Annotated in this window: 14 protein-coding genes; 13 read left to right on the top strand and 1 reads right to left on the bottom strand. The window is 53.4% G+C overall.

Features of this window, described 5'->3' with window-relative positions:
* The first annotated feature begins 124 nt into the window (after positions 1-124).
* From WG929_RS17885 to WG929_RS17945, 13 genes are all read left to right on the top strand, one after another.
* On the top strand, positions 125-1,144 hold the full coding sequence (locus WG929_RS17885) for an aminoglycoside phosphotransferase family protein (protein ID WP_416207178.1): 1,020 nt from the start codon (positions 125-127) through the stop codon (positions 1,142-1,144).
* The gene (murU, locus tag WG929_RS17890; protein ID WP_416207179.1) at positions 1,141-1,833 is read left to right on the top strand and encodes an N-acetylmuramate alpha-1-phosphate uridylyltransferase MurU; all 693 of its coding nucleotides are present in this window, start codon (positions 1,141-1,143) and stop codon (positions 1,831-1,833) included. The genes WG929_RS17885 and murU overlap by 4 nt, the downstream gene beginning before the upstream one ends.
* The gene (gene djlA, locus WG929_RS17895; RefSeq protein ID WP_416207180.1) at positions 1,833-2,627 is read left to right on the top strand and encodes a co-chaperone DjlA; all 795 of its coding nucleotides are present in this window, start codon (positions 1,833-1,835) and stop codon (positions 2,625-2,627) included. The genes murU and djlA overlap by 1 nt, the downstream gene beginning before the upstream one ends.
* A 444-nt stretch (positions 2,628-3,071) precedes the next feature.
* On the top strand, positions 3,072-4,535 hold the full coding sequence (hpaE, locus tag WG929_RS17900) for a 5-carboxymethyl-2-hydroxymuconate semialdehyde dehydrogenase (RefSeq protein ID WP_416207181.1): 1,464 nt from the start codon (positions 3,072-3,074) through the stop codon (positions 4,533-4,535).
* A 3-nt stretch (positions 4,536-4,538) separates the two neighbouring features.
* On the top strand, positions 4,539-4,919 hold the full coding sequence (locus tag WG929_RS17905; protein WP_416207182.1) for a 5-carboxymethyl-2-hydroxymuconate Delta-isomerase: 381 nt from the start codon (positions 4,539-4,541) through the stop codon (positions 4,917-4,919).
* Between the two features lie 187 nt (positions 4,920-5,106).
* Complete coding sequence (locus WG929_RS17910) at positions 5,107-6,150, top strand: TRAP transporter substrate-binding protein (protein WP_416207183.1); 1,044 nt, start codon at positions 5,107-5,109, stop codon at positions 6,148-6,150.
* An 11-nt stretch (positions 6,151-6,161) separates the two neighbouring features.
* The gene (locus WG929_RS17915) at positions 6,162-6,683 is read left to right on the top strand and encodes a TRAP transporter small permease (RefSeq protein ID WP_416207184.1); all 522 of its coding nucleotides are present in this window, start codon (positions 6,162-6,164) and stop codon (positions 6,681-6,683) included.
* A gap of 55 nt (positions 6,684-6,738) precedes the next feature.
* Positions 6,739-8,067 (top strand): TRAP transporter large permease, encoded by a 1,329-nt coding sequence (locus WG929_RS17920; protein ID WP_416207185.1) that lies wholly within the window; start codon positions 6,739-6,741, stop codon positions 8,065-8,067.
* 16 nt (positions 8,068-8,083) lie between these two features.
* Entirely contained in the window at positions 8,084-8,557 is a 474-nt protein-coding gene (locus WG929_RS17925) for a universal stress protein (protein ID WP_416207186.1), read from the top strand.
* A 9-nt stretch (positions 8,558-8,566) separates the two neighbouring features.
* Entirely contained in the window at positions 8,567-9,568 is a 1,002-nt protein-coding gene (locus WG929_RS17930; RefSeq protein WP_416207187.1) for an AraC family transcriptional regulator, read from the top strand.
* 267 nt (positions 9,569-9,835) lie between these two features.
* A complete protein-coding gene (locus WG929_RS17935; RefSeq protein WP_416207188.1) occupies positions 9,836-10,318 on the top strand; it encodes a CinA family protein in 483 nt (160 codons plus the stop codon).
* Between the two features lie 141 nt (positions 10,319-10,459).
* On the top strand, positions 10,460-11,503 hold the full coding sequence (recA, locus tag WG929_RS17940) for a recombinase RecA (RefSeq protein WP_416207189.1): 1,044 nt from the start codon (positions 10,460-10,462) through the stop codon (positions 11,501-11,503).
* Positions 11,478-12,044, top strand: coding sequence for a regulatory protein RecX (locus tag WG929_RS17945; RefSeq protein WP_416207190.1), 567 nt, complete (start codon positions 11,478-11,480; stop codon positions 12,042-12,044). Before recA ends, WG929_RS17945 begins: the two co-directional genes overlap by 26 nt.
* Positions 12,045-12,067: 23 nt before the next feature.
* Here the strand turns inward: WG929_RS17945 and WG929_RS17950 are convergent, their stop codons facing one another.
* Positions 12,068-12,271, bottom strand: a complete 204-nt coding sequence (locus WG929_RS17950; protein WP_369855345.1) for a YgaP family membrane protein — start codon at positions 12,269-12,271, stop codon at positions 12,068-12,070.
* Positions 12,272-12,291: the final 20 nt, after the last annotated feature.

Genomic DNA, 12,291 nt, shown 5'->3' on the forward strand with positions numbered 1-12,291 from the left:
GTCTGTGATCCGCCATGGCTGAGCGTGGGTGCCTGTACTGTGAAGTGTGCTATCTTAGCGCGCAGATGATACGGGGGGCGCTCAACGCGCGCAATTTTAGATCGATAACAAATGTGAGGCCAGCATGGATCCGCGCCTTGATCACCTGGTTGACTGGGCGTCCAGTACCATTCGCCGTGAGGCGAACCTGGATGTTAATACTAGCCTGGAAATGGTGTCTGGTGATGCCAGTTTCCGCCGTTACTTCCGCCTGAGAGGCCTGGGCAAGAGCTGGATTCTTGTCGACGCCCCGCCAGACAAGGAAGATAACCCGCGTTTTATTCGTATTGCCGAGCAATGGCGTCACCAGCAGGTGGCGGTTCCCCAAGTACTGGCCGCAGATATCGACCAGGGTTTTATGTTACTCGAAGACTTTGGTGACCATCTGCTATGGGCGGCTTTGCACGATCCGGCTGCAACCGACAAGCAAATACTGGCGCTGTATCGGCAGGCGATTGAGCAACTGGTGCAGCTACAGGGCGTCAGCTGCCGCCATCTGCCCGTTTATGATGAAGCGTGTCTGCAACGGGAAATGGAGCTGTTTCGTGACTGGTTGTGCGGCCAACAGCTGCAACTGGCACTGACAGCCGCCGAACACCGCATGCTGGATCGGGTGTTTGATCTGCTCACACGGCAGGCATTAGCCCAACCGGTGGTGACGGTGCATCGGGACTATCACTCCCGTAATCTGATGCTGAAACCAGATGGCGGGCTGGGCATTATTGATTTTCAGGATGCTTTGGCTGGCCCCTCTACTTACGATCTGGTGTCGCTGGTTCGGGATTGCTACGTGCGCTGGCCGCAGGCGCTGGTGGATGAACTGGTGGCCTATTATTGGGAGTTGGCCCGACCGTATGGTTATTATCTCGGTGATTGGGAACAATGCGTGCGGGACGTTGACTGGATGGGCCTGCAGCGACACCTCAAGGCCGCCGGTATTTTTGCCCGCCTCAACTTGCGCGACCACAAGCCGACCTATCTGGCCGATATTCCCAATACCTGCCAGTACCTGGTGGATATTGCCAGACGTTACGATGAACTGAGTGACTTCAGTCTCTGGCTCAACCAGCGGTTGATGCCCGCACTGGTGCAGTTATCCCGATGAAAGCAATGATTCTGGCTGCTGGTCGTGGTCAGCGCATGGCGCCATTGACCGATCATTGCCCCAAACCGTTGTTACCACTGGCGGGCAAACCGCTGATTGTTCATCATATTGAAAAACTGGTCGCGGCAGGCATCACCGAGCTGGTGATCAACCACGCTTGGTTGGGTAATATGCTTGAAACTCAGCTACAGGATGGCCAGCAATGGGGTGCAACTATTCGCTATTCTGCCGAAGCTGTTGCCCTGGAAACCGCTGGCGGCGTGCGACAGGCGCTGCCGTTGCTGGGAGATCAGCCGTTTTTATTGATTAACGGCGATGTCTGGACTGACTGGGACTATCTGGAAGCGGTCAGAATCTCATCCTCCGGGGTGCTCGACGACGGCACCCTGGCTTGGTTGTGGCTGACGGATAACCCGCTTCATAACCCAGCGGGCGATTTTTCCCTTGACGGTACCGAGGTTGCGGCAGAGGCTGGCGACCAGGGGCTGACGTTTACCGGTATCAGTCTGATTCACCCCGATTTGTTGGCCGGTATACCCCTGGGGAAACAGGCATTGGCACCGATATTACGTCAAGCAATGGCACGCAAGCAGATAAAAGGCTGCTTGCTTAATGGTTGCTGGACAGATGTGGGTACTCCACAGCGTCTGGTAGAACTGGAACAGCAACTCACTAGAGAGACGTTCTGATGCTATGGATGGGAAAAGCCATGGGCAGCATGCTCGGTTTTATGACCGGCGGCCCGTTTGGCATGATGATAGGCGCATTTGTAGGTCATATGTTTGACCAGAACCTGGAAAATGCCTGGGGTGGTCAGTTAATGACACTGGCTCGCCCCGGCGGTGCTGGTGACGTTCGCCAGCTGTATGTGTCATCCCTGTGTCGTTGCATGGGGCGGATTGCCAAGGCTGATGGCCGCGTCAGTGAGGAAGAAATTGCCGCTGCCAATTTTATTATGGATCGGATGCAGCTCAAGGACGCTGCCAGGCAGCAAGCGATTGCCTGGTTTCAGGAAGGCAAAGACACAGGGTTTGCATTCGATAGCGAGCTGGAACAGCTGCGGCCGCGACTGAGTTTGCCGATGGCACAGATGTTTCTGGAAGTGGTGATGACCATCGGTTACGCCGATGGCGAATTGTCACCTGCAGAATGGGCCATGATCGAGCATCTCAGCAATGTGCTGGGCATTAGCCAGACACAGATCGATCGGGTCAAGGAACGGATCGAAGCAGCTATGTTTCAGGCGCGTAACGGCGGTGTCAGCCAAAGCCAGCAATTGGAGCAGGCTTATAAAACACTGGGCGTGCGGTCTGATGTTGATGACGAAACGCTGAAAAAAACCTATCGACGGTTAATGAGCCAGAATCACCCCGACAAGCTCTCCGCCAGTGGTATGCCAGAAGAAATGCTGCGCTTGGCGAAAGAAAAAACCCAGCAAATCCAGACCTCCTACGCCATGATCCGCAAGGCGCGATCACTCTGACGAATAGTGTATGTGGCGCAGAGTGTCTTCTGAAGATGTTTTTACACCTTCGTGGAGTCATTGGGGTATTGCACAAAGAGAGTTATAAGCACGGCGGTATCTCTTAGGGTTCGTGTTGTCGAAGCATGCGCCAAAACGCCTATCGCCGTGACAAAATGCTACCAGCACTCCATTCCGTTTTTCCCCCTCAATCATTGCCAAATTGCCGCCAGTTCTGATGGTGATGACATCATCTTCTGTGCCTGCTTGTGACTACTACGAAACGTTGTTCGCGACACTTTCCATCAAAGTCCTGTACCTGTTTGTGCCTCTTGTGCGTCACATTGGTTGACTTTGCTTAATATGTTAAATAGATTTGTTAATATATTAATTGATTTGCCGGGTTCTTGGCCCGGATGTTCTGTGAACACGATAAGGAGCGCCTGTGCGGGCGATAGAAAAACAATGATCAAGAACCTGATTAACGGCAAGTGGGTTGAGAGCAAGGAAACGTTTGAAACGGTGAATCCGGCCACGGGTGAAGTGCTGGCAGAAGTGGCTCATGCCACGCCGGAGCAAGTGGCGGCGGCGTGCCAGGCAGCAAAAAATGCATTCCCTGCATGGGCCAATATGGCGGTGGCCAAGCGTTCAAAAATCATCGAGAAGCTGGGTGATCTGATTGCCGATAACGTTAATGAGCTGTCGGCGCTGGAAACCGCAGACACCGGTTTGCCGTTGTATCAGACGCGTAATGCCTTGATTCCACGAGCTTCCAGCAACTTCTATTTCTTTGCAGAAAAAGCCAAACAAATGAATGGTCATACCTACCCAATGGATGACCAGATGCTGAATTACACCTTGTATCAGCCCACCGGCGTGTGTGCGCTGATTTCGCCATGGAACGTGCCGTTTATGACCGGTACCTGGAAGACTGCTCCAGCGCTGGCACTGGGTAACACCGCCGTGATGAAGCAATCCGAACTGTCTCCGCTGACGACGGATTTCCTTGCAAAGCTGGCACTGGAAGCGGGTATACCAGCGGGTGTGTTTAACGTTGTGCATGGTTTTGGCAGCACCACGGGCAACGCGTTGATTACGGATCCTAACGTCAATGCCATTTCGTTCACCGGTGGTACCTCGACCGGCAAGCACATTATTGCCAATGCGGGCTTGAAGAAGTTTTCGATGGAACTGGGCGGTAAATCGCCGGTGATGATCTTTGACGATTGTGACTATGAGCGGGCGTTAGATGCGGCGGTGTTTGGCATCTTCTCGATCAATGGTGAACGCTGTACCGCCGGTTCACGCATCTTTGTACAAGAAGGTATTTACGACCGCTTCTGCGAAGAGTTCGCTGCCCGTGCCAACAAGATTACGGTTGGCGATCCGATGAATATGGACACCAAAGTAGGTTCGCTGATCAGTCAGGGTCATTGGGACAAGGTTACCGGCTATATCAAAATCGGTATCGAAGAAGGTGCCACGCTGATTGCTGGTGGCCCTGAAAAGCCGCTGAGCGAGTTGCCGGATCATTTGAAAGGCGGCCACTTTGTGCGCCCGACCGTGTTCCGCGATGTTACAAACAACATGCGTATTGCCCGTGAAGAAATTTTCGGCCCGGTCGCGGTGCTGATTCCGTTCAAGGACGAAGCCGATGTGGTGAGTATGGCGAACGACAATGACTACGGTCTGGCGTCTTACCTGTGGACTCAGGATGTCGGCAAGGTGCATCGCATCGCCCGTTCGGTAGAAGCCGGAATGATGTTTGTGAACAGCCAGAACGTCCGCGACCTGCGTACGCCATTTGGTGGTGTGAAAGGTTCCGGTACCGGCCGCGAAGGGGGTGATTACAGCTTTGAGGTGTTCTGCGAACCGAAGAATGTCTGTATCAGCATGGGTTCTCACCATATCCCGAAGTGGGGCGTGTAAGTCATGCCACATTTCGTCGTCGACTATTCCGACAACCTGCACACGTTGCTGGATTTTCAGCCGCTGTTCAAGGCGTTGCATGAATACGTGGTATCGACCGGCGCGTTCCCGATAGGTGGTGTGCGCAGCCGTGCCATTCGTTGTTACGACTATCGGGTGGCCGATGGTCGTGAGGATTTTGGCTACCTGAACCTGAGTCTGAAGATCGGCCATGGCCGTGATATGGAACTCAAGCAGGCGGTTGCCAAACGGGTGTTCGAAATATTATGCGATTGGATGAAACCGGTGACTGACGCGCACTATGTACAGATTTCGTTCGAAATGACGGAACTGGATCCAGTGCTCAAGTTTAATAAAAACAACATCCATCCACTGTTTGTATGAGCGCTTTGCCGGGCAGATGAGTGGGTGGTTTTCCCGTGTTATTTACTGCGTCGAGCCGCAGCAAATATCCAACCTGCCGTCTAAAACGGGCGGTGGATGACAATAAAAATACCCCTGCAACGAGATAGTAAGGCGTGCGCTTGACGTTTTACGTGCTTGGGGAGTGAACATCTCAAGAGGCTGAAAAATGATAACAATGAAACATCGTCTGAAATCTGCCATGTCGGTACTGATTCTTGCTGCCGGTGCAGCAATGACCGCACCGGCATATTCCGAAACCATTTTACGGGTGGGCACCTGGTTGCCGCCAACCAACGCCCAAAACGCGGTGGTGTGGCCAACCTGGGCCAAGTGGGTGGAAGAAGCCACGGAAGGTCGCGTCAAGGTCAAGATCGAGAACAGCTCGGGTCATCCAAAAACGCTGTTTCAACTGGTTGAAGACGGTGTTTACGATGCCAGTTTCAGCTATCACGGTTATGTGCCTGGTCGGTTCAAACTGCCCCAAATTGTCGAGCAACCAGGTCTGGGTGTGGGTGCCGAAGCAGCGTCGGTGGCCTTGTGGCGGGTATATGAAAAATATCTGAAGGATGCAAATGAGTTCGACGGTCTGGAAGTGATTGGCATGTTCACCCACGGCCCTGGCCATATTCATACCAAGAAGCCGATCGATTCTTTTTCTGATCTGGAAGGCATGAAGATCCGTGTCGGTGGTGGTGTCCAGAGCGTGCTGGCGGAGCGTATGCACGTCACGGCGGTAGGTGCTCCGGCCCCCAAAGTTTATGAGATGCTGCAGCAGGGTGTGATCGACGGGGCGTTCTTGCCGATGATGGAGCAGAAGGTGCTGCGTCTGAACGAAGTCACCAACTATGTCACTGTGTTGCCAGAAGGCATGTACATGGGCAGCTTCTCGATTTTTGTTAACCCTGAATTTATGGAGGACCTGGAGCCTCGTGACCGCAAAGCGATTCTGGCAGTGTCGGGTGAAAAACTGTCGGCCATGGCCGGTCGTGCCTGGGATGCCGGTGATGCTGAAGGGTATCAGGCTGCCAAGGCGGCAGGGGTGAAAATTGTCCATGTTTCTGCCAAGGATCTGATGTCACGCCAGTTTGAAAAGCTGATACAGGGTATGGATCAGGAGTGGATTGAGTCGGTGCAGGATCGTGATGTGAATGCTGCGGAAGCGTTGCGTGAACTGCGCAAAATCGCCCGCAGCTATCAGCCTGCACAGTGAGGTAAAACAGTATGTCTTTCGCTGATTTTATGGCGGAGCACTACGAAGAAAAGGGACCAGCCGCCTGGCTGGCCCTGGCTCTGGAAGCCTTTGCGGCTGTGGTGCTGTTCGCCCTGATGTGCCTGACCTGTGCTGATGTGATTGGCCGCTATTTTTTTAATAACGCGGTTGATGGTGCGGTTGAGTTGACGGAGCTGGGTATTGCGCTGCTGGTGTTCGCCGAGATGCCTATTATCACCTGGCGTGGTGGTCATGTGGTGGTGGATATTCTGGATCGTTATTTGGGTAGCAAGCTGATTTGTGCCTTGGGTATGTTGTCGGCGCTGGCGATGTCCGGTGCGCTGTATTTCCTCGCGGGGCGGATGATGGATCTGGCTGAGCGCTCGATTCGACGTGAAGTTGTGACCGAGTATCTGGGGATGCCTGTGGGTTACATCGTCCAGTATATCGCGGTGATGAGTTATATCACCGCTGCGCTGATGCTGACCTACGGTATGTATCGGATCTTGACTGAATCCAGAGAGCCTTCCTGATTGTTCAGGATGATCACTCTGACCGCCCATTTCTCCGCTTTTTCTGGACTGTTTTATGACTGAAGCTCTTATCGGCTTTGCCATCCTGCTGGCATTGATTATTCTTATTCGAGTGCCTATTGCGTTTGCCATGGGCCTGACAGGTTTTTTCGGTTTTGCCGTATTACAAGGCCTGGGTTTTGATAATTTTATGGATTTTCGCTGGACCGGGCCTTTGTCGATGGCGTCGAACCGGGTGATTGATACCGCTCAGGAATATGGCCTGTCAGTCATTCCGCTGTTTATTTTAATGGGCAATCTGGTGACCAAATCCGGGTTGTCGCAAGAGTTGTATCAGGCTTCCAATGCCTTTCTCGGGCACCGTCGTGGTGGTCTATCCATGGCAACGGTGGTGGCCTGTGGCGGCTTTTCCGCGATTTGTGGTTCATCACTGGCGACCTCTGCCACCATGGCCAAAGTGGCGATGCCGCCGATGCGTAAATTCGGCTATGCCGATTCACTGGCAACGGCATCGATTGCTGCCGGTGGCACGCTGGGGATTCTGATTCCACCCAGTGTCATTCTGGTGATTTACGGCCTGCTGACCGAGTCGAGTATTCGCGAGTTGTTTGCGGCCGGATTCTTGCCGGGCTTGTTGGGTATTCTGTTGTATCTGGGCGCGGTGCGTTTTGTGGTTTGGCGTGATCCGTCGTCAGGCCCGCGCGGTGAGAAAATGAGCTGGTCTGAACGCTGGGAGGCCTTGCGGGGTGTCTGGGGTGTACTGATTTTGTTTACGGTAGTGATGGGCGGGATCTATCTGGGAGTGTTCACCCCAACCGAAGCCGCTGGCGTGGGTGCAGGCGGTGCTTTTGTGATTGCGCTGGCACGTCGCTCGCTCAGTTTCGGTGATTTGTTTAATGCTCTGACAGACACCGGTCGTACCAGTGCGATGCTGTTTACGGTACTGATTGGGGCGCTGATCTTCTCTGATTTTATCAACCGTGCCGGTTTGCCGGATGAATTACTGACACTGGTGACCTCGCTGGATATTGGCCCTATGGGGGTGATTCTGGTGATTCTGGCGATTTATATTGTGCTTGGGATGGTATTCGAGAGCTTGTCGATGATGTTGCTGACGGTGCCGATTTTTTATCCGCTGGTACAGAGCTTGGGCTTTGATCTGGTGTGGTTTGGCATCGTAGTGGTGGTGGTCACGGAAATCAGTCTGATTACGCCGCCGGTGGGAATGAATGTGTTTGTACTCAGTGCGGTACTGCGCGATGTGAACCCGGCGACCATTTTCAAAGGGGTAACACCCTTCTGGTGTGCCGATATTGTGCGTCTGGCGCTAATTGTCTTTATTCCGGCGATCTCGCTGATTCTGCCTGAACTCTTGTACCGCTAAGCGGAGGGGAATTGTTATGTTGCCTGAAGTCACCCGAATTCTGTACGCCTCTGATATTCAGCAAGGCGCTCGTCCGGCATTTCGTACCGCCGTCAGTCTGTGTGGGCGTTACCATTCCCACATTACCTTCCTTCATGTGGTGGAACCGGTACGTGGTAATGCTGAGCGCTTGGTGAAGTCGATGATGCATGAAGATGCCTCACTGCAGGCGCTGCACGATGACAGTCTGGGGAAAATCCGCCAGCAGGTGCGGGATCGGGTCGAACGTTTTTGCCGCGAGGAGTTGGCAGCGGAGACCATGCTGGAACAAGGCCAGCTGGATGTGCGTATCGAGGAAGGAACACCCTGGAAAACGATTCTGGCTGTGGCTGATGAAATGGACGCAAGCGTCATCGTTATGGGAGTTCGTCACCAGAAAAGTTTGCTGGGGAATACGTCCAGTAAGGTAATGCACAACAGCAAACGTCCGGTACTGGTTGTGCCGCTGTAGGGCGAACTGATGACGGCATTCACAGCGGACGCTACCGTCCATTCGGCTGAGGTGGGGTATACCCCCAGCGATGAATCGCGGCTACGGGCAGCGTGTCGGGTCTTGAGCGGGCAGCAACGTCGGCTACTGCCAGACAGTGGGACGGAAGTGCGTCGACCGGTGCGGGTTGAGCGCCTGGGGGAGCATGTTCAGATTGCCCTTGAACAGGTCAGTATTGCCTGTCACTGGCACGTCCCCACGGGCGTTGTGCAGCTGTTGGTCAGCCATGCGGGTAGTCATCAGTTGTCTTGCTCTGGCAAGTCGTACCAATTACAAGCCGGTGACATTCTGGTGGTGTCAGAGGGGTCTCGTATGCAGCTGGTACCAGACGGCGACGGCTTTGTCAGTATTTTGATGCTACCCGTGGCTGAGTTAAAACAGGCGGCAATGGGGATGGGGTGGTTATGGCGTGGCTGCCACAAGGATATCCCCGTTTGTCGGTCACCAGAGCTTGAGCGCCTGGTTCGGGACATGGTGAAGCCGCAGTACAGCCCCGGATATTTCCACGAGCATATTCATTATTATCAGCTGCGGGTGTGTTATGCCCTGGTGCTGCAACTGTGGCAGGAACCGGGTCATTGTTTTATCGCTAACACGCCTATCGGAGATCGTGTGGTACATCAATTGCGCCAGCGCGTACTGGAAACGATTCTTGATGAACCGGAGGTTTCTGAGCTGGCTGCATACTGCCAGGTCAGTGTCCGTACCCTGTATAACCGTCTAAAGGCGACATTGGGTTGTACCCTCGGTGAATTTATTCGCCAGCTCAAGATTGAATGCGTATTCCAGGATTTGAATGCCAATCCCCGTATCGTGCGTAATGTCACGGAGGTAGCGATGAAATACGGCTTCTCCAATCCCGGCCGCTTTGCCCATTATTACCGTCAGCACATTGGCGAACTGCCTTCGGAAACCCTGCGGCGGAATTCTGCGGCAGCGGCTAATAGCCAAACATCAGCTCTCCGAAGCTGAGTCTTCCGCCATACTTCATACAAGGATCCGACATACAAGGATCCTATGCTATTTTTTTTACCGTACAGCATGCTCTCTTTGATAGGCCATTGATTGATAGGGCAGAGTTGTGAAAATAACAAGACTCCAACAGACTCTGGCATTGTCGCCACAAACGTCCTGTCGCTGGCATCCAGTAACGTCAAAAACGTTTCCCTTGTCAGATTCATCACCTCTAACCAGGCATCTTGCAAAGCGTTACACTGGAGGGGGCATCTGGAGAAAACTATGAATCTGTACAGCCTGACGGAAGACCTTGCCAATCAACTTGTGCTGCGCCACTGGCGGCTGGCGACTGCGGAGTCCTGTACCGGGGGTGGAGTCGCGGCTGCTTGTACCGACTTGCCAGGTTCATCTGCCTGGTTTGACTGCGGGTTTGTGACGTATTCGAACGAAGCCAAAATGCAGCTGCTGGGGGTGTCGAAAGAAACGCTGGTGGTGGATGGTGCAGTCAGTGAAGCGACGGTGCGGGAAATGGTCGCCGGTGCGGTGAGTCATAGCCGTGCCGATGTTGCGGTGTCTATCAGCGGCATCGCCGGGCCGGGGGGGGCGGTCCCGGGCAAGCCTGTGGGCACTGTCTGGTTTGCCTGGGGTAACCATCGGCGTATTAGTGCCGAGTGTTGCCATTTTGACGGTGACCGTGCAGCCGTACGCCAGCAAGCGGTTATACATGCCATCAGGGGCTTGACCCGTTGGCTGGAGCAAGCCTAAAAAACTGTGAATACATCCAGTAAAAAATAATTTGCTGGCTTGGCGCTGTTCGGAAATTGTGTTTAACTACTGGTCAAATTTACAGTAAAACTTTCCGGATCAGCCAGTGGATTTCATACGCTGGCGATGAGAGGACATTCAATGGACGCGAACAAACAAAAAGCCCTTGACGCTGCTCTGGGTCAGATCGAACGCCAGTTTGGCAAAGGCGCCATCATGAAGATGGGCGAGCAGCCTCGTGAAGCAATTCCGGCTGTTTCTACCGGCTCGCTCGGACTCGATATTGCACTTGGTATTGGTGGTCTGCCCATGGGCCGTATTGTTGAAATCTATGGCCCGGAAAGCTCAGGTAAAACCACCCTCTGTTTGTCGACCATGGCGCAGGCACAAAAGCAGGGCAAGACGGTTGCGATCATTGATGCCGAGCATGCCCTGGATCCCTTGTACGCTGAAAAGCTGGGTATTGATCTGGACAGTTTACTGGTTTCCCAGCCTGATACCGGCGAACAGGCGCTGGAAATTTGTGACAGCCTGGTACGTTCCGGTGCTGTCGATGTCATCGTGATTGACTCAGTGGCAGCATTGACACCGAAGGCTGAAATTGAAGGTGAGATGGGTGACAGCCACGTGGGTCTGCAGGCGCGTTTGATGTCTCAGGCGTTACGTAAAATCACCGGCAATGTCAAAAATGCCAACTGTCTGGTGATATTTATTAACCAGATTCGCATGAAGATCGGCGTGATGTTTGGTAGCCCGGAAACCACGACCGGTGGTAATGCGCTGAAATTCTATTCATCCGTGCGTCTCGATATTCGCCGTATCGGCTCGGTCAAGCAGGGTGACGAGGCCATTGGTAACGAGACCCGAGTCAAAGTCGTCAAGAACAAGGTTGCGCCACCGTTCAGACAGGCCGAATTCCAGATCATGTACGGCTCTGGCATCTACCACATGGGCGAGATTATTGATCTGGGTGTGAAGTGTGAGCTGGTGCAGAAAGCCGGTGCCTGGTACAGCTATCAGAACAACAAGATTGGTCAGGGTAAAGCCAATGCGGCGGCCTATCTGGAAGAGCATCCAGAAATCGCCGAAGAAATTGAAGCCGGCATTCGTGCCCAGCTGATCGTTGTTCCCAACCTGAATCAAAGTGCTGGCAACGACAATGTCGAAGAAGTCGAAGCTGACTGATTTATTACCTGCCATCAGCCTGGCTGAACTGCGACCGCAGCTGCGCCAGGCTGGTATCGATTTATTGTCCCGCCGCGAGCACAGCCGCGACGAATTACACAGCAAGCTGACCCGTCGTTTTTATGACCGTATTGACAGCGATGAGCGGCTGCGCTTCGAATTATTACTGAATGATATTCTTGATGACTTTACCCAGCGTGGCTGGCAAAGCGACGAACGCTTTACCGGATCTTTTTTGCGCACCCGATTTCAACGAGGGCAGGGGCCATTACGCATTCAGCAGGAGCTACGCCAGAGACGCGTAGCAGACGTCATCGTGCGCACGGCATTTGAAGGCTGTGAGCTGGACTGGTTTGAATTGGCCCGAGCCGGAGCGGCTAAAAAACTTGGAGTGAGTGGCGAACTTGCCAGAGTTCGCCTTGCGGATCAGAAAGAAAAGGCGCGAGTTTACCGTTTTCTGAGCTATCGCGGATTTAATACCGATCAGATTCAATACGCACTGGATGCCTGTTGTGAAGACAGCGACGATCAGGGCGAATAATACTCAGCGTCAATAAACCGGTGTCAGGAAAACGCGCAACCTGCTTTAAGACCGACCTTTTTCAGAATCATCGCCAAAGGGCAGAAACCGGTAAATGCCGCCTGCAGCATATTGACGCCGACAAATGCGGTAAACCACAGCCAGTACACACTGTGCAGCTGCGACAGCGCCAGACTCAATAAAATAAAGCATCCGGCAAACGCAAACACCATACGATCAACATTCATGGCAACAACCTCAAGTCGGT

Origin of the sequence: Oceanobacter antarcticus, assembly GCF_044962685.1 — a bacterium.
Lineage (GTDB): Bacteria > Pseudomonadota > Gammaproteobacteria > Pseudomonadales > Oceanobacteraceae > Oceanobacter > Oceanobacter antarcticus.